At 40.4% G+C, this 22,572-nt stretch carries 22 protein-coding genes and 1 pseudogene; 7 read left to right on the top strand and 16 right to left on the bottom strand.

What is annotated here, in order from left to right; translation table 11 throughout:
- Window positions 1-133 precede the first annotated feature (133 nt).
- Genes M028_RS0106555 through M028_RS0106545 form a run of 3 tightly spaced genes read right to left on the bottom strand, consistent with a single transcriptional unit; the run spans window position 134 to window position 2,391 of the window.
- Window positions 134-1,402: a hypothetical protein gene (locus M028_RS0106555; protein ID WP_026573193.1), complete on the bottom strand. Its 1,269-nt coding sequence runs from the start codon at window positions 1,400-1,402 to the stop codon at window positions 134-136.
- Window positions 1,403-1,416: 14 nt separating this feature from the next.
- Complete coding sequence (locus M028_RS0106550; RefSeq protein ID WP_051590953.1) at window positions 1,417-1,803, bottom strand: DUF6114 domain-containing protein; 387 nt, start codon at window positions 1,801-1,803, stop codon at window positions 1,417-1,419.
- A gap of 15 nt (window positions 1,804-1,818) precedes the next feature.
- Complete coding sequence (locus M028_RS0106545) at window positions 1,819-2,391, bottom strand: DUF6230 family protein (protein ID WP_026573191.1); 573 nt, start codon at window positions 2,389-2,391, stop codon at window positions 1,819-1,821.
- A 205-nt stretch (window positions 2,392-2,596) separates the two neighbouring features.
- On the opposite strand from M028_RS0106545, the gene M028_RS0106540 reads away from it, so the two are divergent.
- The 3 genes from M028_RS0106540 to M028_RS0106530 all read left to right on the top strand — a co-directional run bounded on the left by M028_RS0106540 (window position 2,597) and on the right by M028_RS0106530 (window position 5,276).
- Window positions 2,597-4,099: a response regulator transcription factor gene (locus M028_RS0106540; RefSeq protein ID WP_026573190.1), complete on the top strand. Its 1,503-nt coding sequence runs from the start codon at window positions 2,597-2,599 to the stop codon at window positions 4,097-4,099.
- 97 nt (window positions 4,100-4,196) lie between these two features.
- A complete protein-coding gene (gene mscL / locus M028_RS0106535) occupies window positions 4,197-4,592 on the top strand; it encodes a large-conductance mechanosensitive channel protein MscL (RefSeq protein ID WP_026573189.1) in 396 nt (131 codons plus the stop codon).
- A 75-nt stretch (window positions 4,593-4,667) separates the two neighbouring features.
- Window positions 4,668-5,276, top strand: coding sequence for a Bax inhibitor-1/YccA family protein (locus M028_RS0106530; RefSeq protein ID WP_133336762.1), 609 nt, complete (start codon window positions 4,668-4,670; stop codon window positions 5,274-5,276).
- 37 nt (window positions 5,277-5,313) lie between these two features.
- Here M028_RS0106530 and M028_RS0106525 read toward each other — a convergent pair whose 3' ends face one another.
- The 3 genes from M028_RS0106525 to M028_RS0106510 all read right to left on the bottom strand — a co-directional run bounded on the left by M028_RS0106525 (window position 5,314) and on the right by M028_RS0106510 (window position 9,872).
- The gene (locus M028_RS0106525; RefSeq protein WP_231510778.1) at window positions 5,314-7,053 is read right to left on the bottom strand and encodes an aromatic amino acid hydroxylase; all 1,740 of its coding nucleotides are present in this window, start codon (window positions 7,051-7,053) and stop codon (window positions 5,314-5,316) included.
- A 76-nt stretch (window positions 7,054-7,129) separates the two neighbouring features.
- Complete coding sequence (locus tag M028_RS0106515) at window positions 7,130-8,452, bottom strand: oligosaccharide flippase family protein (RefSeq protein ID WP_026573186.1); 1,323 nt, start codon at window positions 8,450-8,452, stop codon at window positions 7,130-7,132.
- Between the two features lie 172 nt (window positions 8,453-8,624).
- A complete protein-coding gene (locus M028_RS0106510; protein WP_026573185.1) occupies window positions 8,625-9,872 on the bottom strand; it encodes a cation:dicarboxylate symporter family transporter in 1,248 nt (415 codons plus the stop codon).
- A 216-nt stretch (window positions 9,873-10,088) separates the two neighbouring features.
- Between M028_RS0106510 and M028_RS0106505 the strand changes: the two genes are divergently transcribed.
- A complete protein-coding gene (locus tag M028_RS0106505) occupies window positions 10,089-11,318 on the top strand; it encodes a sensor histidine kinase (RefSeq protein ID WP_231510777.1) in 1,230 nt (409 codons plus the stop codon).
- 5 nt (window positions 11,319-11,323) lie between these two features.
- Window positions 11,324-12,244 (top strand): response regulator, encoded by a 921-nt coding sequence (locus M028_RS0106500; RefSeq protein WP_026573183.1) that lies wholly within the window; start codon window positions 11,324-11,326, stop codon window positions 12,242-12,244.
- A 52-nt stretch (window positions 12,245-12,296) separates the two neighbouring features.
- Here the strand turns inward: M028_RS0106500 and M028_RS0106495 are convergent, their stop codons facing one another.
- From M028_RS0106495 to safA, 9 genes are all read right to left on the bottom strand, one after another.
- Window positions 12,297-14,054 carry an FTR1 family iron permease gene (locus tag M028_RS0106495; RefSeq protein WP_026573182.1) on the bottom strand — a complete coding sequence of 586 codons (1,758 nt, stop codon included), beginning with the start codon at window positions 14,052-14,054 and terminating at the stop codon, window positions 12,297-12,299.
- A gap of 29 nt (window positions 14,055-14,083) precedes the next feature.
- Entirely contained in the window at window positions 14,084-15,376 is a 1,293-nt protein-coding gene (gene efeB / locus M028_RS0106490; protein ID WP_231510776.1) for an iron uptake transporter deferrochelatase/peroxidase subunit, read from the bottom strand.
- Complete coding sequence (gene efeO / locus M028_RS0106485; RefSeq protein WP_026573180.1) at window positions 15,377-16,216, bottom strand: iron uptake system protein EfeO; 840 nt, start codon at window positions 16,214-16,216, stop codon at window positions 15,377-15,379. It abuts the gene before it with no gap.
- Between the two features lie 155 nt (window positions 16,217-16,371).
- The gene (locus tag M028_RS0106480) at window positions 16,372-17,004 is read right to left on the bottom strand and encodes a response regulator transcription factor (protein WP_026573179.1); all 633 of its coding nucleotides are present in this window, start codon (window positions 17,002-17,004) and stop codon (window positions 16,372-16,374) included.
- The gene (locus M028_RS0106475) at window positions 16,997-18,049 is read right to left on the bottom strand and encodes a sensor histidine kinase (protein ID WP_026573178.1); all 1,053 of its coding nucleotides are present in this window, start codon (window positions 18,047-18,049) and stop codon (window positions 16,997-16,999) included. Before M028_RS0106475 ends, M028_RS0106480 begins: the two co-directional genes overlap by 8 nt.
- The gene (gene liaF, locus M028_RS0106470) at window positions 18,046-18,780 is read right to left on the bottom strand and encodes a cell wall-active antibiotics response protein LiaF (RefSeq protein ID WP_026573177.1); all 735 of its coding nucleotides are present in this window, start codon (window positions 18,778-18,780) and stop codon (window positions 18,046-18,048) included. Before liaF ends, M028_RS0106475 begins: the two co-directional genes overlap by 4 nt.
- Before the next feature lie 105 nt (window positions 18,781-18,885).
- Entirely contained in the window at window positions 18,886-19,533 is a 648-nt protein-coding gene (locus M028_RS0106465; protein WP_026573176.1) for a PspA/IM30 family protein, read from the bottom strand.
- Window positions 19,534-19,554: 21 nt separating this feature from the next.
- Window positions 19,555-19,905 carry a lmo0954 family membrane protein gene (locus tag M028_RS0106460; protein ID WP_026573175.1) on the bottom strand — a complete coding sequence of 117 codons (351 nt, stop codon included), beginning with the start codon at window positions 19,903-19,905 and terminating at the stop codon, window positions 19,555-19,557.
- A 138-nt stretch (window positions 19,906-20,043) separates the two neighbouring features.
- Window positions 20,044-20,658, bottom strand: coding sequence for a SafA/ExsA family spore coat assembly protein (gene safA, locus M028_RS0106455; protein ID WP_026573174.1), 615 nt, complete (start codon window positions 20,656-20,658; stop codon window positions 20,044-20,046).
- A gap of 100 nt (window positions 20,659-20,758) precedes the next feature.
- On the opposite strand from safA, the pseudogene M028_RS29545 reads away from it, so the two are divergent.
- Together M028_RS29545 and M028_RS32685 are read left to right on the top strand one after the other, a co-directional pair.
- A pseudogene (locus tag M028_RS29545) lies at window positions 20,759-20,932 on the top strand (DUF1360 domain-containing protein); the annotation flags it as partial.
- A gap of 74 nt (window positions 20,933-21,006) precedes the next feature.
- Window positions 21,007-21,171, top strand: coding sequence for a hypothetical protein (locus M028_RS32685; protein WP_155925491.1), 165 nt, complete (start codon window positions 21,007-21,009; stop codon window positions 21,169-21,171).
- Window positions 21,172-21,219: 48 nt separating this feature from the next.
- On the opposite strand, the gene M028_RS0106440 is transcribed toward M028_RS32685, so the two are convergent.
- Window positions 21,220-22,359, bottom strand: coding sequence for a trans-sulfuration enzyme family protein (locus M028_RS0106440; RefSeq protein ID WP_026573173.1), 1,140 nt, complete (start codon window positions 22,357-22,359; stop codon window positions 21,220-21,222).
- Between the last annotated feature and the right edge of the window lie 213 nt (window positions 22,360-22,572).

Here is a 22,572-nt window from a genome sequence, read left to right as displayed (position 1 = left end):
GGCTTTGAAGGACATATTTTCCCTCGGAATCCGAAAAACGTCCTTCATCCAGGCTTTGAAGGACAAAATTCCACTTCCAAGACTGGAAATGTCCTTCAAACCTAAAAAAGAACAGGGAACTCCTGCTCTTTTTCTATGGTTGAAATAAAATCACCCCGTCTTTCTCCTTTGACACTAGATCACGCATCTTCTCTAGCTGTTCCACAGGGTCATCAAGCTTTAATCTTCCCAACAAATCCAGCAACCCCAGCGATTCTAGCAACCCATCATTCCATTCTTCAAGCCATTCCGTCTCACTAGCATTATCAGAACAAACAGCCCCTAAAGCTACCTGCTTTTTGAGCGCTTCATCAATTAAATCTAAAGCAAGTTCCTTCGATATAACCCCTTTTTCATCATCAAGCCGTTCACATACCGATTGCACAGTCTCTTCTACCTTCTTCTTTGTATCCGTAACCACTGGTTCAACTGTCTTCACAACAGGTTCCACTGGTTTAACTACTCGCTCCAACGGCTTCGTCACCGAATCCACCACCTTCGTCACCGAATCCACCACCTTCGTTACCGGATCCAGCGGTTTCGTCACCGGATCCAGCGGCTTCGTTACCGAATCCACCACCTTCGTTACCGGATCCAACGGCTCTGTCACCGAATCCACCACCTTTGTCACCGGCTCCAGCGGTTTCGTCACCGGATCCACCACCTTTGTCACCGGCTCCAGCCGTTTCGTCCCCACACCGACCACATCATTTACCGGATCCGTTATTTTGCCGTTCTTCCCCTGCTCAGCCGCTCCTTCCTCACATGTGAGCGGGAAATGTCCCTTTGAAATCCTTTCAATTTCCTGATTCAACTTCTGGCCAGAAAGCTTCCCTAATCCTTGAAGGATTCCTAATTTACCTGGCTGAGGACCACCTACTTGCCCCGAAATCGTATTCAGAACAAGCTGCTTTATACTGCTATCCGCATTATTCATATAGTGTGCAACCATTACCACATTTTCCATCCCTAATTTTGGAACCGATTCTGATGCTTTAATACATGCCCCCTGAAAAGAAATCGCTGTCGTATCAACCGTCATTCCTTTTACCTCTACCGGTCCATTCGCCTTTAACGTGATGCTGACGGGACCTTTGGGACTATTCACTTGTTTTACTAACCTCATCCCATAAATGGTGGCTGAATCATAGTGGAGCCTAAGCATTATTTTTCCATCATTCGTGGAGGTTTCTTGTTTTACAATGGAAGCGGTCATGCCTGTTCCAATCACCCGGTCGGCTTTAATGATAAAACCATCCGCCTCATTCGTTTCGGCTTTAACTTTTCCACTAATGGAGAATATGGTTAAAAACATGATATGGAGACATACACTGCACAAGAAAAGCCTGCTTTTCCACCACATATTTTGATTCTCCTTTAGAATGTTTGTGCTGCATTTTCCTTATTGCTTGGCGGTGTAACCTTCACCTTTACAGGACCGACCCTCCAAGCCATTAGTAAGGCCCCGCCAATAATGCCAAGAAGTGTCCCGAAAAGAAAACCGCCCAAGGCACCTATCACAGATAAAATCGATAAAAAGATTGTAAAGATTCCTAGAACCTTGGAGGCATTTGGAAAAAATAAGGCACAGATTCCTATCAATATAATCGCCCCGCCGAACAGCAGACCAATCGTCGCAATGGATCCAGGCAGGAAGGTGCTTAAATAAAGATTTAATGGGATCCATAAGATTAATAAGCCGCTAATAATGGTAATGAGGGCACCCCATAAGGGTCTTTTCTTCCGCCACTGTTTAACTCTCACCCTGTTCATCCTTTCCTACTTTTTGATTCTTTCCACTGTTAATCTCATTCCGTTCATATTAATTGTTTTTTGAAATAGGTAATGGGTTTTTAATTTTGCATGTTCAAGAGTAATAGTTGAAGAGGTTTGTTTAAATTGTTTTTGCCAGTCATCACTATGATGTTCTTTAAGAGCAAGATTAGTGAATTTCGCGTCCGCTTGAATCAGACTTGCATCATGCTGCAGCCCGGTAATTTGAACCGGTTTTGATGCCGTTATTTTCACGCGGATCCATTGCCCGCCCACTTTGAAATCCTTGTATAACTGAAGATTATCTATGACAAGATTATCCATAATATTGGTTCCTTGGGGGGAAGAATCTTCACTGCTCGTTTCTCCCAATTTTGGATAAAACGTATAGCCATTTCCTACAAGTTTATCAAATTCAACATAAAAGTCTCCTACTCCCGCAATGGGGACGGCATAGGCCACCCCAGATAAACCAAAAGAAACTAGCAGCAGACCCAAAACCAAAATCCCTGAAGCTAACGCTGACCAGAAAACCTTTTTACTCGTTGTCCCTTCTACAAGCTGAATCGAACTTTCCATTCACACGCCTCCCTATTTTTAAAACTTTTAGAAAATATATGATTTCCTTAACATTACTTCGAAAACCCTGCAACAACAATCACGGAAAATATCGTGATTATCTGACACCCCCGTCAAATGTCGGGTGAAGGTTAGTACTACGGACATATTGGAAACCAAAAAAACGAACTGTATAATAATAGAAACCGTGCGGGGGTGTAAAATAATGGAACAAAAAGTGGAGCAGTTGCTACTTAAAGGTCTTAACATCCTATTTGAATATAAAGAACCATTTTTAAAAGAATGGAAAAAGCTTGTTTCGTCAGCGAAATTCCAGCATACCACACTTGCATCAGAATTTGACTCCATGATTCAACTTGCCATTCAGCAAGTATCCAAACAAGAAACTTCAACTGTTGACACCTTAATTCTTTCACTCCTTGATCAATGGCAGAATCGTTTTTCTTCCATCCATGATGAATATGAATCTATCTTTCTGCTTTCTTCCATAGAAAATATATTTCATAAACTGTTAGTAAAAAATCCAATGGCAACTGAGCATGAACATCAGGCAATCCAAGCATTTTTTTCAAGAATACTTGATCATTCTTTATTAACCCATGACCTGCAGGACCGGACAGAGAAATGGTTAAAAATGATTTTAGCCACAAAGGTCATTCCGATTAAGTGGATTGCCCTTGTTAGAAAAGAAGCCCAAAATTTTCAGATTTTCAGAGTCGTTTGTTCCTCTAAATTTTCTGTCGAGACTCACTTGCTTGAAATTTGCTCAAATCTAAAATCGAAGGAAATCAATCACCTGTCGAATGCCCTTTCTAGATTAATCGATTCAAGTTCACCAGAGGCTACCATCCTGCAGATTAGCTGTTTTAATGAAACCCTACTCCTTTGTCTTCAAGAAAAAGATTTTCCGGTGACCCACCAGCAAACGGAGTTTATTAAAGGGATGTATCTCCGTCAATTAAAGCTTCACCATCTTGAAAGCAAGCTTGAATGGAAGGATGCTTCCCTGCTATTTTTACAAAGTTTGCTTAAGTCGAGGAGTGTCGACCGTGCTGTTCAGTCGATTACAAAAGGATTAACTGATTTTATGCCCTTTAAGCGCTGTGCCCTTTTTTTGTATAATCACTTTGAAGATAAAGGGATGGGGGTTTGCGGCTATAATGTAAACAATTCCTCCCTCCAGCAAATTAGGGAGACCATTTTTAAGCTGCCATTAATAAAAAAATATCTGAATTCATTAAATTATTCACAGCCTTTTTATTTTTCAAATGCGCTGGAAGTTCTGCCAAAGAGATATGTTCGCGAGTTTCGTTTAAAGTCCTTTGTGATATTGCCCATCCTTGCAGCAACAGAAGGAAATTTACTTGGCATTGCCATTTTAGACCAGGGAGAGGATTCACAATTTGAGGTTTCAACCCCAACCTTAACCACGTTAATAAAGTTTGGACAATATGCGGGCGAATTACTCCATTCAATATGGGATGAAGCACTGCAGCAGTATGGCAGCAGCAACAGCGTGTTAACAACACGTGAAAAAGAAGTCTTGAAGCTGATTGCAGAGGGTGCTTCCATTAATGAAGCGGCACAAGAGCTCCATCTCAGCAGCTATACGGTTCGCGATTATGTTTCTGTAATCATTCAAAAGCTTGCGGCAAAGAATCGAACAGATGCCGCTGTAAAGGCAATTAAAATGAAGCTAATCTCATAAATAAAGAGCAGTTTATAGGGGCTGCTCTTCTTTGTTGGTTGATAAGGTACCAATGAAAATTGTAAAATGAGAACGAATAGATTATGGAGGTTTTTTTATGTGGAATGAATTTAAACAATTTGCAATGAAAGGGAACGTCATTGACCTAGCAGTCGGTGTAATTATTGGCGGGGCCTTTGGAAAAATTGTTACTTCCCTCGTTAATGATGTAATTATGCCCTTAATCAGCCTGCTAGTTGGCGGGGTTGGGTTTGATTTTACAAAACTTAAAGTTGGTACACTTAAATACGGCTTATTTCTCCAATCCGTGCTCGACTTTTTTATTATCGCTTTTTGTATCTTCCTTTTTGTTAAATTCATCAATCGCTTTAAAAAGAAAGAGGAAGTTGTGAAGGAAGTAGTAAAAGTGGACCGCTCCGAAGAACTTTTAGCGGAAATCCGTGACATTTTAAAAGAAGATAAAGATTTTTTCAGAAAAAATGAAACATCTTGACCACTTCCTCGTATTAATTAATAAGAAACTATTTTGAGGTGAAGAAATTTGTACACACAAACATCTACTGAATTTATGCCATCTGTTTTAAGGACGTTTGCACTTTCGCTTGCTTTCGCCTTTATTGGCACAATGGCAGGTGTATTTGTACCAACTAGTTTATTTTTACCTTTGTCAATCCTTGAATTGGTCATGCTTTTCGCTGCTTTCTTCTTTAGAAGAAAAAAGGCCATTTCCTATTCGTTCCTTTACATTTTTACATTTATTTCCGGGATTACCCTATATCCAATTGTCGCTCACTATATGGCAACGACTGGGGCAAATACCGTTATAATGGCCTTTGCTACCACAACGGTAGTGTTCACGGGGATTGCGATTTATGCATCAAAATCAAAACGGAATTTCTCCTTTTTAGGCGGATTTCTGTTAGCTGCCTTGCTTGCTCTTGTGGCGATTTCAATCTTTAATATCTTCTGGCCGCTTAGCACAACAGGAATGCTTGCTTATTCCTTTATCGGAGTAATGGTTTTCAGCGGTTATGTCCTCTTTGATTTTAGCAGGATGAAGCATTACGGGGTTAGCGCGGAAGATGTTCCATTGATGGCATTAAGCTTATACTTGGATTTCATTAACCTATTCATCAGCATTCTAAGGATTTTCGGAATTCTTCAAAGTAAAGACTAACGATAAAAGGAGCTTGGATTACCCAAGCTCCTTTTGCTTATGATTCATTGATCAGCATTAACCCTCGTTCAATCATTTGGCTGATGGATTTTTCCCAGTCGGTATTTTTTAAGGATTCTACAACATGCCTGATAGAGGTTTCGGCTGTATTGTATTTATTTAATAATTCCAGTATTTCTAAACGGAGCAGCCAATCGTTTGGATATTGATGATCTAATACCATTAATATTTCATTTATTTTTAAAAGGCTCTTTTGATTCCAATCATCCTGCTCTCGAATTTTCCGGACTTCCGCGTAAAAACGCTCTAATTCAGTTAGGCTTCTCATATCATCCAATCCCTCTACTTCTTCTTCATTCTGCAAATCAAAATAGGCATTTGGGTCGGCAGCACCGGCAAATACCGATGTAATTTTTGCCCCCACCGGCATATCAAAAATGCCCCATCCTTTGTCAAATAGAACTTGATCCTGATAGGTAACCATACAATCCTTGAAAGATATTACGATCGGGTGACCGCTAGACCACAAGATTTCTTTAACTGTCCCCTCTACTTTTACCCCGCTTTCAAAATTTAAACAAGTTTTCCCCCTTTCTACGATTTCGAGTTCTTCTAATTGCTGACTCGTGCAATTTTCAAGCAATCGGTTTCCTTCTAACACTCCAATCGGAGCACCAAATCCTTTATGATGGGTTTCCTTGCCATGGCTCGGTAATTGCTGATTATTTATAGATAAGGCAGTCGGTCCTTTTGTTCGGAAATACACGGCTTCCCCATTTCTATCCTTAATGATGGTCGATATAGTACCGGTCACCTGCAGACCGGATGAATATTCAATCGTTGCAGTATGATCAGATTGAAGCGCTTTTTCAAGACTTTCTGTTCCACCCTTTCGAAAGGCCATTGTGGCAGCGAACTTTTCAATTTCCTCTACTAACTCTTCAAAATTCCTGCAGACAAATAATTGCGGCTGCGGCTTTGTAACGTCATAAGAGGTTTTGATACATTCTTCAACAGAGAAAGGGATTTTCCTTACGTCATCCGCTAAACAGCTTTGACTTTCTCCAACAGAAGATAGCAAACCTGCACCATATATTTTAGGGTTTTTCAAATCGCCAATTAATCCATATTCTACCGTCCACCAAAACAAGCGCGAGATATAGTCAGCCTCCGCCAAGCTTTTTACCTTTTTCCTCGCCTCAGAAACCTTAACCTCTGCTAGTTTAACCTGTTCCGGGGTTGACGCTGGGTCCTCTGCGACAATGGTTAAATGTCGAACAGCTCGAAATACATCCAGCTTCTCCTTACTTGAAAGGGCAAAGGATCCCATCATGCCGATCTTTTTTACATATTCACGATAGGTCTGATCTAACAGAATCGGGGCATGCCCTGCCGCTTCATGGAGCATATCGGGGGCAGGAGTATAGGCGATATTCTGCAGTTTTCGAACCTCGGTTGCGATTGGTAATATGCCATTCGCTAAAAAACTGTAGAAGGCAGAACCCGGGATTAATCCGTCAATCGAAACAGCACCCCATCCAACACTAGCAAGGCTCGCATCCATTTCCTCTACCTTTGGAATCGATTCCGTTTTGATTCCCGATTGCGCCAGCCCCTTTACATAGGCAGGGTGGGCGATTTTTTTTAAGAAAAAATGATTTTGCTTCATGACGAAACGCCATACCGCATGATCTATAGGGGTATAGCTTTCGTAATATTGCTGTGAAATATAGGGTTTTAAATGAGCAGGGACATCCATTGTCTTTTTTCTATTCATCAAGACCGACCTCCTTGGTATCATATTTATTTGATTCCAATAAAAATAGACCCAAGGAACGGGTCAAAATAAGCAATTATCGCTGAACTGCTCCCTTTAAGAAAACAGATATTCCGATTTTTTTGCAGATGGTTAGATAATGCATAAACGCGAGGAGGACAGCACCTGTATTCATGCCGATGATGACCCCTTCCATTCTCCATTCCGGATAGGAGCCAAGCCAGACAATAATGGTAAATGATACAATAACAGACCAAATGATATGGAAAAAGGTATCTTTAATCATATCAAGTCCAATCAGAAAGGCCTGAAATGGCATGATAAAAAAGTGGAATAAAAAATACGGCCAGAGCAATTGCAGAAATACAGCAGGCATCGATGATTTAAAGAACAACGAAGTCAGTTGTGGTGCAAAAAAGTAAAAGACTCCTACCGCTGCAACTCCATAAATAAAGGTCATGAACATAACCTGCTGGAGCATTTTTTGCAGGCTCGAATAATCTCCAGCAGCATGGGTTTTCGATACCCCTGGAATGAGGACAATCATCAAGGAATGGGCAATAAAAGCAGGGAAAAAGCCAATCGACATTGCCACCCCCATCAGCATCCCAAAATGCTCTGTAGCGACTGTGGCAGACAAACCGGACCGAACCAGCGCTGCCTTAATTAGAAAAGGCTGAATAGCTCCCGTTACGGCAGAAAACAATCGCATCCCCGTTGTCGGAATCGACACCGCCATTAAGTTTTTCCGGACTAATTTCCGATTTAAATTGGAAAAAGGTATCCGTTTTACGTGTTGGAACTGAACGATAAACATATAGAATAAATAAAGGAAGACGACCACCTCACTGCCAATCAAGGCCGTAATGGCAATCAACAAGGCACTTTCTGTTTTATATTGAAACAGTCGAAATAACACAAATAGGGCTGCAAGCTGGAAAACCTTTCGCAGAAAGTTAGCGACGGCAATTTTCCCCATATGATGCATCCCCATAAAATATCCCCTTGCCACAGAGGTAAAGGAAATAACCGGGATTAGTATGAGAACCAGCCATCTTACATAGGGATGATATCCATTAAAGATTGGGATAAACTGCATAATGCTAGTGGCTAAGAGTAGCAAAATACTTGTAAAAATAATTGTAATGGTGAGAGCGTGGTAAAGGATATTGCGATGGTACCTGTCCTCTTTTTCAGCAATAAATTTGGAAATGGACACCTGCAATTCGAAACTTGAGAGTAACACAATTAAAAAAATCGTCGGCAAAATCGACATATAAAGCCCTAACCCGTGACTTCCAAGTTCCCGAGCCAAAATCATGTTAACAAAAAATTCAATGCCTTCGCCTAGAAAAGCGGATGCCGCTAGAAAGAAGATTCCCTTGTAGTAAATAGCCATTTTTTTCATTTCCCCTTCAATAGATCTCACTTCTATAAACCTATGAGACAAGTCCTTTAAATAGTAGGGAAACTTTTTTACATTTTCCGGATGGAATTTTTTCACTCTGCCCAATTCCTTACAAAAAAGGCACATCCAGCTATCTGCCAGTTGTGCCTTTTTTTATAACCGCCTATGCGGCTTGTTCTTCGTGATGATCTCTTACTTTGTGACCTTCCCATTTGGAAATAACAATCGCTGCAAGCGAGTTACCGACAATGTTTACACATGTACGGGCCATGTCCAAGAGTCTGTCTACTCCTAAAATAAACGCCAAGCCTTCGACTGGAACCCCAACACTTCCTAAGGTTGAAAGCAGAACGACAATTGAAACGCCAGGGACACCTGCAATTCCTTTCGAAGTAACCATTAAAATTAGAACTAATGTAATCTGTTGTCCAATGCTCATATGAATACCATACATTTGGGCGATGAACAAAGCGGCAATAGCCTGATACAAAGTCGAGCCATCCAAATTAAACGAATAACCAGTCGGGATAACAAATGAGGTAATCCCTTTTGGACAGCCGATTCGCTCCATTTTTTCCATAATTTTCGGAAGAACGGTTTCCGAACTCGCTGTGGAGTAGCCCAAAATTAATTCGTCTTTCAGGTAAGCTAAAAGCTTAAAAATGTTGTAGCCGCAAATTTTCGCTACAATGCCGAGCACGACAATAATAAAGAAAGCCATCGCGCCATATACGGTAATAACCAATTTTCCAAGCGGTATTAATGATTCCAACCCAAATTTTGAAACGGTAACGCCAATTAAGGCAAACACCCCTAATGGAGCAATCTTCATTATCTGATTGGTTACATAGAACATCGCATCGGCTGTACCTCTAAAAAATTCAATGATTGGTTTGCCTTTTTCACCAATCGCTGCAACACCAAGACCAAACATAACGGAGAAGAAAATAATCGCCAGCATATCTCCATTTGCAAACGCCTGGACCACATTGGTCGGTACAATATTTACAAGTGTATCAATATGAGAGTGTGACTCCGTTGCTTTTTCAGTCGTAACATAGGAACTGATATCTGATTTAACCAGTTGCGAACGATCCACGCCGGTACCCGGATGAAAAATATTAGCAACTAAAAGGCCGACAACAATCGCGATCGTTGTAATGATTTCAAAATATAGAAGCGTTTTGCCCCCAAGTTTCCCTAGCGATTTCATATCGCCAGCACCGGCAACACCAACTACAAGACATGAGATGACAATCGGCACAACAATCATTTTAATTAATCGTAAAAAGATGTTTCCAATTGGCTGTAAAAATTGCTCGATATGTGGATTTCCGTAAAAAATGGCTCCTAAAATAATCCCAAGAATTAACCCAATAAAAATTTGCCATGCTAAACTAATTTTTTTCACTCGCTTCTCTCCCATCGATAAGTTTTTTGATTTTTGATAATATTATAGTAGGAATATAGTTTGTAAACGATTACAGTTTTTATCATAAATGCCGACCTACGATAACCTACAAAAAACTACAAAGTGGGTTAAAAAAATTTTTACAATTGAAAATAATTTTTTTACTATAGATAGGGGGGTGATCGTATTCGCGATAAAATTTTAGCCTATTTGTTTATGATCATTGCCGTTCCTATTGCCGGAGAAGTAAAGTTTTATCCCTTAACCGGTGCCGATCTAAGAATCAGCTTAAGTACACCTGTATTTTTCTTTATATTGCTATGGTCACGTAAAATCCACCCCGTTCTAGCCGGCTTATTAACGGGAAGTGCCGTCGTTTGTTTCCGGATCATTCTGGACAAGTTTCAAGTTGGCTCCTTTGATTTCCCTGACCATTTTCCCGTGTTTTTCTATTACATGGTCTTTGCTGCCTTTTTTCATATTTTTAAAGTGAAAAAATTATATCATCGCCCGCTGCTCATTGGTCTAGTTGGAATGGTGCTCGAAATTATGGGCAATTTTTCAGAAATGACCATTCGCCATTACACAACTGATATGAAAATGACAACCTCTGGCTTCTTAATTATTGTCGGGGTAGCCATAATCCGCAGCTTCTTTGTACTTGGTTTTTTCAATATAATTTTAGTACGTGAGACAAGGTTGGCTGAAGAGCAGCAACGAAAGCGGACCGAGGAGGTTTTACTTTTAGTCTCAAATTTATATGTAGAAATGTTTCAATTGGAAAAATCAGCAAAGAACGCAGAGCAGCTAACTAGCGCCTGCTACACGATTTATCGAGATTTAAAAACGCTAAACAATCATAACGAAGCCCAAGCCATGTTGAAAATCGCCGGGGAATTACACGAAATAAAAAAAGATAATCAACGTATTTATGCTGGCTTGTCTAAATTAATGGCTAAAGAAAAATTAGACGACTTTATGAACATTCGCGAAATCATTTCAGTTGTAACGATTTCAAATAAAAATTATAGTGAACTGCTCGGGAAATCAGTTGATTTTCAGGTAAACATTTCGGGGGAACATTCGGAGTACCATACCTTTATCCTTCTTTCCCTTATCAATAATCTTGTTGCCAATGCGGTGGAAGCCATCCATCAGGAGGGACAGATTGTATTAACGGTTGAAAGGGTTCGAGAACAAGTCAAAATAAGTATAAAGGATAGTGGAAACGGGATTTCTGAGAAAAACAAAATGTATATTTTTGAACCAGGTTTTACAACAAAATTTGATCAAGCCGGGATTGCTTCAAATGGAATCGGTTTATCCTACACAAAAAATGTCATTGAAAATCTGAATGGCACAATAAACCTAGTTGAATCAGAGAAAGGAAAAGGTACAACCTTTGAAATTCTGCTTCCGGTCAATAATTTAACGAAAAAGGGGTGATTACCATGAATTTTTTTATTGTTGATGATACCGTTACTATTAGAGGAATGCTATCAAATATCATTGAAGAGGAAGGCTTGGGGTCGATTGTAGGGGAAGCAGCGGACGGGGCTGAAGTGGATGCAGAGACTCTTTCTTTAAAAGATGTCGATATCCTAATGATTGACCTGCTCATGCCCATCAGGGACGGAATTGAAACAGTCAGAGAAATTGCTCCCTCCTTTCAAGGGAAAATCATTATGATCTCTCAAGTCGAAACAAAGGATATGATTAGCGAAGCGTATTCTCTTGGAGTGGAGCAGTATATCACAAAGCCGATTAATCGGCTTGAGGTGGTCAGTGTCCTTAAAAAAGTAAGTGACTATCTGATGCTGGAAAAATCACTTCAACATATTCAAAAATCATTAAGCTTTTTAACGAAGCACAATACAAACGACCGCATTCTAGAGAAGGCTCGTCCAAGTAAGCAATCTTCAATTATCTCATCTGCCAAAAGCATCCTTCTTGAACTTGGGATTGTTGGCAAGAGTGGTGAAAAGGATCTTTTGGATCTTTTAACGATTTTACATCAATTAGAAATACAGGGAAATCGCGACCTCCCGCCTTTGAAAGAGTTGTATGAACAGGCGGCCAAAACTCGGCTCGGTTCAGCCTCTTCACCGCAGGAAATAACTAAGGAAGGGAAAGCCGTGGAACAACGGATTCGCCGTACAATTCAACAGGTGCTCGAGCATCTTGCCTCACTTGGTTTAACGGATTATGCCAACCCAACCTTTGAGTACTTCTCATCCAAATTATTCGACTATACCCAAGTACGAATGAAAATGCTCGAACTCGGAGGAAAAAAACACACCGCCTCAACTACCCGAATTGATATCAAAAAATTCCTCCATTCCATCCTCATGGAAGCGAAGGTTAGGGGCTGACACGGTTCCATATAAAAAAATACTCAATCAAAAAAGGGCCGAAATGGCCCTTTTAAACATTTGCAGGAATTGATTTTTTAAAGAATTTTTTCTTTACCGCGTAGGTCATGAAGAAAATAATCACAAGCAAGCCGATTTGTGTTAAAGTCGTTTCCCACGTTGGGTAAAGTCCAATCCAGTCAACGTATGGAAGCTTATTAACTGTTGTGGTCGGTATCATATTTGATATTTGCAGGGCATGGACGCTGATCCCAAGAATTTTAAATGCCAATACATATATAAGGATGGTTGCCGCTTTAAAGAATAAGCGGATTGGAATTTTCACACTGTAATTGATGATAACGAACCCAACTACAGCTAAGATTACCACTGCCAGCAATACTCCGATGACGAGTTGCTGTAAGCTGATATATGGGGTAATCCCCGCATAAAAAATAATCGTTTCTGCGCCTTCACGAAAAACAGACAGGAAACTAATCATCGAGAAAGAAAGAAGGCTGCCTTTTGCGATTGCCTGTTCCATCTGTTGATTAATAAATTTATTCCAGTTTCCGATACTTGATTTATTATGCAGCCAAGCCCCGATGGTTAACATCATTAACACGGCCACAATGCCGGTAATGCCTTCGATATATTCCCTACTTGAAGCAGCTGTTAGTTTTGAAAATAGAATGTTGATGAAAATAGCAAGAATTGCACTTAGAAAAATACCTGCGCCAACCCCTGTCCATATCCATTTTTGCTTCGAAGACTGCCCCATCTTTTTAAGAAAGGCAAGCAATGTGGCAACAATCAATAATGCCTCCAAGCCCTCACGCAGTAAGATTAATGCTGCATCCCATAAAGTGTAATCAGTTTTGCTCAGCAATGGAGCAAGTCTGATATGTAAATCCTCAATGATTTCTGAAGCCTTTTGAGCATGAACATTTTTTGAGTTAAGGATGCTGGTCGCTGTTGGAACCTTTGTTTCGATATCATTATATAGCTTACTATCCCGTGTCTGGACACCCCCTTCGACCATTGGCCAAATCGTTAAGACCTCGTTAAGCGTACTACTCGCACTTTGATAATCTTTTTGGGAAATTTGGTCTTCAGCCTTCGTTAAAAGGTTAGATAAATCTTGTAAACTATATGTTTCTTGAGACTTTCCTGTGTTCTTTCCAGCGAGGAAGTTTTCAATTTCCTTCGTTAATTCATTTAATTGAAGCTGTGCCTTTTTTAAATCCGGCGGGTCCTGTGTGATCGCAATTCGGACGAGAGCCGTGTATTTTTCAATATTTCCATAGGAAGAAATACTTTCATCGTGAACGAAGGTTTCATTGACAGTCCATTGGTTCATTAATGTTTGATATTGCAATTTCACCTTTGAGATATTCCCTTGTTCGCTGCTTTCCTTCATGGTGTCAATGATTGGAAGAAGCTTTTTAACCTGTTCTTTTCCCTTTTCTTTATCAACTGGGTTTTGTTCTTGATCATATTGCACAACTGCACTTGAAAGAGCAGAGAGACCTTTGGTAATGGCTTCATTATCCGCCTTCTCTTTAAGGAGACGATTGACATCATTTAGTTTTGTGTTAACTGTTTTTGCAAGTTTACTATCTTCTTTTTTAAGAGCATTCCACTCTTTTGAAAATTGTTCCATGTTTTTCGAAACAGTGACTTGATCCCCTTGTTTTGCTTTCATTAAGCTATCGCCAATTAGTACAAAAAGCTCATCATGATTTTCGGCTGCTGCTGCAGGCTGAATCATTAGGATGAGCATGAATAGGCTGATGAATAGGGCCAGTGATAATTTTATTTTCGTCTTCATTCTTTCTCTCTCCTTTAAGGAGGAAAACATTAGCTAAATAATGTTTCCCCTATGAAACCACCTTGTTTGCATCCTGGTAAACAAGCAAAAATCGCACTTCCGCGGTGGGAAGTATATTCATTTAACTTATCCATTTTTGCCAGCCGCTTCTGAATCTGGATAAATTGTTTGCTTGGTTTTCGCTGAAAACATAGAAACAACAATCCTGCATCAAAGCTCCCGGTTTTTACATCCATTCCATTTGAATAAGAATAAGCCCGGCGCAGGATCTTTTGCGATCCATCCCCGTGCGAAAGTCTTGTATGTGAATTAACAGGAATAAAGTCTTTACCATATTCATCTTTATGATTGAAATCAAGCTTGTCGAATTCATTCTTTTGCCCGAGCGGTGCTCCGCTAATTCGATAACGTCCAAATGTATTTTCTTGTTCCTTTAATGTCGTGCGGTCCCATACCTCAATAAACATTTGGATCTTTCGGACGACAAGATAACTTCCATTAGCAAGCCAATTGGGGCCATCTCCTGGCTGTACCCAAACTTGCTCATTCATCTGTTTTTCATCGTTTACATCTGGATTGGCAGTCCCATCTTTGAAACCAAACAAGTTTCTTGGAGTTCCTTCCCTTGGATCAGCCTGTGCCGTACGTTGAAATCCTGATTGAGCCCAACGCAGAATCGCTTTCCCCCTGGCAATGCGGACGAGGTTTCGAACGGCATGAAAAGCGACTTGTAAATCATCAGCGCAAGCTTGAATACAAAGGTCTCCGCCGGTCCACTCCTCTTCTAATGCATCAAGTGGAAATTTGGGAAGATCCACTAATTCCTTTGGCTGCTTATGTTGTAGCCCAAAACGGTCTCGTTGGTCTTTTTTAAATAACGTCGGACCGACACCAAAAGTAATTGTTAACTTGGATGGCGATAATCCTGCTGCCTCCCCAGTGTCTTTTGGCGGAAGAAATTCATTACTGGTCAGCTCTCCGACCGACTTCCCTTCCGTCATTAAAGCAGCTGCCTTTGTCCAGTCCTTAAAAAGTCTAATTAAATCTTGTTTATTCGTTGTCGTTACATCTAAAGCGGCAAAATACACATGATTCTGTGTTTTTGTTGTAATTCCTTGTTGGTGTTTTCCATATAACGGGATGCTCTCACCAGAGTCTATTTGTTTTGCCTTGCTCTCCGTTATAGAGAGCAGGCCGCCTAAACCTGAAGCACCGACAAGTACCCCTACACCGCCAATTCCGGCAGTTTTGAGGATATCTCTTCGCGAGAATGTTTTTGCTATTTTAGTAGATTCATTGTTGATATTTGGGTTCGTTGACAATTAAGACGCCTCCGTTACCATTCCTATTTGAGATAGTGGTTCTGCTAATGCATCAATCGCCTGACTTAATTCTTTTACTTGTTCTTTAGACAGTTCGGTATATAACTGGTATCCGTCACCTTTTTTGTATTGATTTAAAAGGCTGTACATTTCATCAAAACGGGTTTGAATTTCTTTTGCCACATCGGCATCTTTATCATGTAAAGCTGGCTTTAAAAGTTTGTAAATCTCCTCTGCTCCCTGTACGTTCGCCACAAAGTCATACAAATCAGTATGTGAATAGCGGTCTTCTTCTCCTGTTACCTTGGAGGTTGAAACCTCATTCAAAAGGTCCACTGCTCCGGTAATTAATAGGTCAGGAGTAACCTCTACTGTTTCTACCTTAGCACGGAGCAAATTAACGTCCTTCATTAATTGATCAGCATATTTTTCATAGCCCTTGGTAGTCTTATCAACCCAAAGCCCTTTTTCGATTCGGTGGTACCCGCCCCACTCTGCTTCAGGAACATCGCCTTCACGAGCATCGATTTTAGGATCAAGATCTCCGAATACTTCGGCGATAGGTTCAGCTCTCTCGTAATACATGCGTGCTGGACCGTAAAGCTCTTTCGCTTTTTCAAGATCTCCGCTTTTCACTGCCGTTGTAAAAGCGTCTGTTGCCTTAACGAATTCCTCGATTTCGCCAACAGCATACTCACGATATGTATTCGTAACACCATCAAGATTAGCCGCACTGCGTTCTTTTACTTTTGCAGGTGCAGAGCTTTTTTCTGTATTGGAACATCCGAATAGTAGACTGCTAGATAATAAAATAACGCCTGATACCTTATATAAATTCATTCTATAAAATCCTCCGAATTTCTATTTAATAATGATAATCATTTTCATTTATTATTATTTTAACAGTTATTGAGAATAATTATCAATAGTTTTTTGTTAAAAATAAAAAAGACCTTCCAAAAATCACTTTGGAAAGTCTAACTAAAATTTTTTCGTCATTTCGTTAACGAATGCTTAAACGCGTAAATAACCGCTTGGGTGCGGTCCTGGACACGTAACTTGCTTAGAATATTACTAACATGAGTTTTCACCGTTTTTAAAGCAATAAATAGTTCATCCGCAATATCCTGATTGGTTTTCCCTTCGGCCATTAACAGCAGAATCTCGAGCTCGCGGCTTGTCAGTTCTTCATGAGGTAAATGCTGATTTTTCTGGCGCATTTTGACCATCATTTTTCCAGTTACCTCAGGCTCAAGGACAGATTGTCCCTGGTATGTAGCTCGAACCGCATCCGCAATTTCACTAGCCTTAGATGTCTTCAGCATATAGCTGGTTGCCCCTGCCTCCAGTGCAGGATAAACCTTTTCATCATCTAAGAAGCTTGTGACAATAATAACCTTTGCTTCCGGCCATTGCTCAATAATCTGCCTGGTTGCTTCAATTCCGTCCATTTCCTTCATAACCAGATCCATTAAAATGATATCAGGCCGAAGTTCCAGTGCAAGCTCTACTCCTCTTTTCCCATTGTCTGCTTCCCCAACTACATCTATATCAGGCTGTGCAGATAAATAAGCGGAAACACCGATTCTAACCATTTCATGGTCATCTACAAATAATACTCTAATCACTTGTACCATCCCCATTCTTCATCACTGGAACCTTCACTTCCAGGCGGGTCCCTTTATTGTTCATACTAATCACCTTTAATGTCCCGCCCACTTCAAGGGCGCGTTCATGCATATTCTGCATCCCATAAGATCCTGCTTTTGTTTCGTCATCTACCTCAAAACCAATCCCATCATCGACCACCCTCATAATAACAAGGTCATCCCGCTTGATGAGCAGTACGTCAAGTTTCCCTGCTTTTGCATGGCGAAGTGTGTTGGATACAGACTCTTGTAAAATCCGAAATAGATGGTCCTCCACTCCTTTATCAAGCGGAAAGGCTTCAACCTTCCATTTAATATCCATCGTTACCTTCATGGATAATTCAAGTAATAGTTCTTCAATCCCTTCTTGCAGGGATTTGTTCTTTAGGGCAACAGGTCGTAAATGAAGCAGAAGTGCCCGCATTTCTAGTTGGGACTGATGAATCATTTCCTCAACCATTTTCAGCTGCTTCGCTTCCCGGTCATCTTCGGAAATTTGTTTTGTTTCATTAATTGCAGACATCATCATCGAGGCAGCAAATAACTGCTGACTGACAGAATCATGCAATTCCCTTGCTAGACGATTTCGTTCCTGCTCGATAATCTCCTGTATCCTTGATTCCTGGTCCTCCACCTTTTCCGTTGCCAACCGCTGCGACAGCTTAGCCTGCTCTGACATTTGTTTGCCGATTTTCTCAATTCTACTTGCAATCGTTTGTACTTCTGTAATAGAAGGTTTTATTTTATTCTCAGCCTGCCGTCCTTCTTCTAGTTGATGTAGAGAATGATCAACGGATAGAAGCTGTCTCCTCCAGAAAAATCCAGAAACGGCACCAATCAGGACTCCTAAAGCAATACTAAAAACCGGTATAAAAATCACAATCGGAATATCCATAAAGTGCCGATCCCATAGCTCCGACCAGTTAGATAACGGGAAAACATTAATGAACACAGCCGAAACAATAATGGCGGTCAAAAAGGAAAAGCAGACACTCCAGACAATTTGACGTTGTGCTGTACTCATATCCGGCTCACCTCTAAATTCCCAACCACAAGCGAGGTAAAGATTTTTACCTTTTGCTCAGCCGTTTCATAGCCTGGTGTTTTTAAATGAATCACCTGGTTAAATACTTTTGGCTCGTGGTGATCAAAAATATTAGTGGAACCCGCCATACAAGAATGGTGGATGCTTACTTCGATTTCATATGGAACAAGGATTTGCATGTTTCCGATTATATTCCGGATAAAAATAACAGTTTCCCCTTTTGGAAGCATGGTATAGCTAAGATCAATAACGGTATCGCCTATTCCAGCCTGGATATTGATATCCTCCCACTCGTATACACCTTGAGGGGTTTTTTGCTGTCCCAAAAAGATATTTTCAAAGAGCGGCTTACTCTTGTACATTGTTTCTTCAAACGGGTCCTGCTTTGGTTCGGCAACTTCCAATTGTATTTTCTTTGGATTTTTTTTTGAAGTAATAAATTGAATAAAAAAGTGCAGTAAAATTGCTAATAATAAAAATTTGAAGGTCATCATATTGATGATGCTAATAATAAAGAAAAAAACACCGGCAATGAAAAGCACTCTTCCACGCTTTTTCCCAGCTTTTTTGCGGCCTAAATACATCAATCCACAGGAGAAAATAAGAGAGAAAATAAGCCCTCTATTAAAAAATAAAATCTCAAGCCCGAGGACGAGGGCACCAATTATAGCCAGCCAGCCAATATAATCATTTTTCGTATTTTTAAACATTGGCTCACCCTCCCCTAGTATAAAATTCATGACCCTTTTACGGACATTCTTGATATGGTCAAAAGGCGTAGAGATCCTACGCCCTTTTAGAATACCATGATTTGGTTATAATGTGGACTTGCTTTCTTCAACTTTCATTTCTTTTTCCAATTGGGCAATTCTCGCATCAATCGTGCTGCGATAAAAGGATTGATTCACCTGATTTTCTAAACGGTCCAAATAGTTCTCAATTTCTTTGAAACGGGAATAAGATTTTTCAGAGTTAGGATTTGTGTCCAGTACAAGGTTCATCCGATGATTCGCACGAGTCATATTTTCCCGCCCCATTAATTCCATCCGGCGAATTTGCATATCTTTTAACTTATGGTTCATTTCCTGATATTTTCTTTCTAATTCTTCGAGTTGCCCTTTGATTTGCTCAAGAGACTGACTTAACCGTCCAGAACGTTCCGCATATTGTTGATGTTCAGCTGCTGCAAATTGATAAAGTTCCATTTCTCCTGCCTGGGAAGCAATTTCAGACTGGCGCTTTCTCTTTTCAGCAAGTTCCACCGCTTGAACATGCTCCTTGGTAAATTCCTCTTTAAGGGTGTACTGGCGTTCAAGGAGCTTACGAACCTTTTCCGTTTCCTGTTCACATTGTCGCAGATATTGATTAAGCAGCATAATTGGATTTTTCTTTTCCTTATGGTCCAGAGCCTCATGTAAATCAGCAGCGATTGTGTTTTTAATTCTAGTAAATAAGTTTGTCATCTTGCATCTCTCCTCAAAGGTTTAATAATTTTTTAAATCGTTCCATTGTTTTTCAAAATTGGCAAACGGATCATTGGAGTTCTTTTTCATTTTTGTCTGTTTGTTCTCGTTCCATTTTTTATAAACAAGATAGAGCACATAGGCAGCGCCGACACCAATAATCGCCGGTGCATTGTGAATTGATGCCAATAGGACGATGAATCCTAAGATACCAAGGCCGATTTTGGCACCTGTTGACTCGCTCTTTAAAAACTGTTTGAAAATGAAATATAGGATCACAAGACTGAGAAGTAAACCAATCATTGGACCAATGGTTGAGAGCAGGATGACGGCTGCAATCCCTCCTGCTACTAGTAAACCGAATTTTTTCATTTCGTTTTCCTCCTTTCGTTATCTTGATATCATCTTACCTTTTTTCCTTTGTTTCCATAATTGCGCCAGAGCTTGATTTTCATCTCGGTCCTAAGACGTAGAAAGGGTCAGCCCCATTGAAGGACTGACCCTATATAGTCACTTAGATATAAACTGCTGTACCCAATAATACCGCATGGATCCGCCTTTTGCGTAGCCTACCCCAATCCGGGTGGTACTGGTACTTAGTATATTGGCCCGATGCCCAGGACTATTCATCCAAGCATTAACCACTTCTTGTGGAGTCGTTTGTCCGGCGGCAATATTCTCTGCCGCAGCGCGATAGGAAATCCCAAAGTTCTTGATCATCGTAAATGGATCCCCGTAGGTTGGACTTGTATGGGAGAAGTAATTCTTATCTCTCATATCCATTGCCTTATAACGTGCAACCCTTGAAAGCTCCCAATCAGGTGTGAACGGTTTTAATCCGTTTTTCGCCCTCTCTTGGTTCGTTAATTGAATCACCTGATTTTCAATACTTTTGGTGGCTCCCAAATCAGGAATCGTCACCTTTTGACCTGGGTAAATTAAAGCTGGGTTTTTAAACTGCGGGTTCGCTGAAATAATCTCCGATAAACCAACCTGGAACCGGACGGCAATTTTCCAAAGCGAATCACCCGGCTGTACCGTATATACTTGCTGGGCAAATGAAACGCTTGGGATGCAGAATATTGATAGGAAAAACAGAATACTAAACCAAAATGATTTTTTCACTTTTTCGCCTCCTCCGAATATATATTTTTAATTTAAGGCTCAAAATATACAGGGACTCATAAATAATTCGTTTTGCTCTGGAGGCTAAAAATGTTACTGGTGTGCCGGGGTTTGGAGTGCCATCCTGCTTGGAGGTGCCTATTTACTCTTCCCCAAAATAACCTTTGTGTTTATTTTCATTTTTTCCATTGCGGGCGGCCAGTCGATTATTGAAACGTTTGTAGGAGTAAATATTAAAAAGGTAGATTATTATGGAGGACATGAAAAGAAATAATAAGACATTATCACTAAATACAATGGAAAAAATGTTCCCCCCAAGGCATATAGTGTAAAAAGGGGGGATTTTTCATGGCTTTATGGTGGGCTACAGCAATTGGCTTTATCATTTGTCTTGGATTTATTTTTGGATCGTTTATCCTTGCTATGCGAAAAGCACTGGACACTGAAGACTCAAGTCGGATTGACCCCATTCCAACAAAACCAGAAGATACGCATCAGTCTCCATCTTCATGAATTAATAAAAAAATCACCCTGAACACGATTTCAGGGTGATTCGCACGATTATAGTGATTTCTCAACTGCCTGCTCAAATTGAGCAATAATATCCTCGGCATGTTCAATTCCAACTGAAATTCGGACGACCTCTTTTGTAATTCCTAAGGATTCCGCAACCTCCTGCGGTAATTCTCGGTGCGATGTCATTAATGGGTGAGAAACGGTCGTTTCAACCCCGGCAAGTGTTGGAGCAATTTTGATCCAGGATAAGGAACGGAAAAATTGCTGAATATCCACCTTCTTTGAAAGCTGAATGGTAACCATCGCACCGTAGCCTTCAGCATCCTTATCAAGTGGGTAATAAACTTTTTCTATAAATTTATTCTGAGAAAGGGCTTCCGCTAATTTTCTTGCATTGGAAGATTGGGCTCTCATCCGTAATGCAAGTGTTTTTAAACCGCGGACAGTCAACCATGCTTCAAATGGGCTGACATTTGTCCCAAGATTGACCACCTTAGTTTTCGCCTGCGCAACTAAATCCTCTCTACCTGTCAAAACGCCAGAGATGACATCACTGTGTCCGCCAATATATTTGGTCGCACTATGGACAACTAAATCAACGCCCATTAAATATGGACGGCAATGATAAGGGGTTGCGAACGTATTGTCCACCAACGTAATCAGCCCATACTTTTTAGCAATTTGGACGATCCCGTCAATATCCTCTACGCGCAATAATGGATTTGAAATCGATTCCGTATATAAAAGCTTTGTATTTTTTTTAATAGCGTCCTTCACTTGAGATTGGTCGGCAAAGGAAACAAAGCTTGTCTCAATACCAAAATCATTTAGCTCTTTCTCGAGCATATGATAGCTGCCGCCATAAAGGTCATCAGCCGCGACAATATGATCGCCATTTTTCACAACTGCCAGAATTCCTGCAAGAATGGCTGCTAATCCGGAAGAGGCAGCCACACCAGCTGGTGCTCCTTCAAGCCTTGCAACGGCTTCCCCTAATTCATCTGTGTTTGGATTTCCCGTACGTGAATAAAGGTAGCTGCCATTACCTTGAAAATATCCTTCCAGGTCGTCAAGATCCTTAAACGTAAAGGCAGATGATTGATAAATCGGGGTTACTTTACTCGAAATCTTTCTTTCCCGTTTCATTTCCTCGTGTAATATTTCTGTTTCAAAATGTTTTCCCATACCTTTCACCCTCTTTTAATATGTATTTTCTTATTCGTTTTTAGGGCGAAAACTGCTCAAGCTTACACTTTTAGCGGTTAAGGCGCCAGAATTTATTGAATATTCTTATATAAAAATATCAATCCCATTATCCCTCGTCAATCTAAATGACTTAAAAAATATCCGATGGCAATAGATTATTTTTATCAGTTTAGGAAAAATTAAACATAAGCA

The sequence above is a fragment of the Bacillus sp. UNC438CL73TsuS30 genome (assembly GCF_000482325.1).
In the GTDB taxonomy this organism is placed as follows: Bacteria; Bacillota; Bacilli; order Bacillales; family Cytobacillaceae; genus Neobacillus.
The sequence above is the reverse complement of the archived record's forward strand: the minus strand, read 5'-3'. Positions and strand labels throughout refer to the sequence as shown.

Bases quoted from the DNA above. Each gene is read 5' to 3' on its own strand.
- liaF (WP_026573177.1), bottom strand. From the start codon at position 18,780: ATGTTTAAAAATACGAAAAATGATTATATTGGCTGGCTGGCTATAATT.
- M028_RS0106460 (WP_026573175.1), bottom strand. From the start codon at position 19,905: ATGAAAAAATTCGGTTTACTAGTAGCAGGAGGGATTGCAGCCGTCATC.
- M028_RS0106495 (WP_026573182.1), bottom strand. From the start codon at position 14,054: ATGAAGACGAAAATAAAATTATCACTGGCCCTATTCATCAGCCTATTC.
- efeO (WP_026573180.1), bottom strand. From the start codon at position 16,216: ATGAATTTATATAAGGTATCAGGCGTTATTTTATTATCTAGCAGTCTA.
- M028_RS0106500 (WP_026573183.1), top strand. From the start codon at position 11,324: ATGAATTTTTTTATTGTTGATGATACCGTTACTATTAGAGGAATGCTA.
- M028_RS32685 (WP_155925491.1), top strand. From the start codon at position 21,007: ATGGCTTTATGGTGGGCTACAGCAATTGGCTTTATCATTTGTCTTGGA.
- M028_RS0106540 (WP_026573190.1), top strand. From the start codon at position 2,597: ATGGAACAAAAAGTGGAGCAGTTGCTACTTAAAGGTCTTAACATCCTA.
- M028_RS0106505 (WP_231510777.1), top strand. From the start codon at position 10,089: ATGATCATTGCCGTTCCTATTGCCGGAGAAGTAAAGTTTTATCCCTTA.
- M028_RS0106515 (WP_026573186.1), bottom strand. From the start codon at position 8,452: ATGGCTATTTACTACAAGGGAATCTTCTTTCTAGCGGCATCCGCTTTT.
- M028_RS0106555 (WP_026573193.1), bottom strand. From the start codon at position 1,402: ATGTGGTGGAAAAGCAGGCTTTTCTTGTGCAGTGTATGTCTCCATATC.
- M028_RS0106545 (WP_026573191.1), bottom strand. From the start codon at position 2,391: ATGGAAAGTTCGATTCAGCTTGTAGAAGGGACAACGAGTAAAAAGGTT.
- M028_RS0106465 (WP_026573176.1), bottom strand. From the start codon at position 19,533: ATGACAAACTTATTTACTAGAATTAAAAACACAATCGCTGCTGATTTA.
- mscL (WP_026573189.1), top strand. From the start codon at position 4,197: ATGTGGAATGAATTTAAACAATTTGCAATGAAAGGGAACGTCATTGAC.
- M028_RS0106525 (WP_231510778.1), bottom strand. From the start codon at position 7,053: ATGAATAGAAAAAAGACAATGGATGTCCCTGCTCATTTAAAACCCTAT.
- M028_RS0106440 (WP_026573173.1), bottom strand. From the start codon at position 22,359: ATGGGAAAACATTTTGAAACAGAAATATTACACGAGGAAATGAAACGG.
- M028_RS0106530 (WP_133336762.1), top strand. From the start codon at position 4,668: ATGCCATCTGTTTTAAGGACGTTTGCACTTTCGCTTGCTTTCGCCTTT.
- M028_RS0106475 (WP_026573178.1), bottom strand. From the start codon at position 18,049: ATGAGTACAGCACAACGTCAAATTGTCTGGAGTGTCTGCTTTTCCTTT.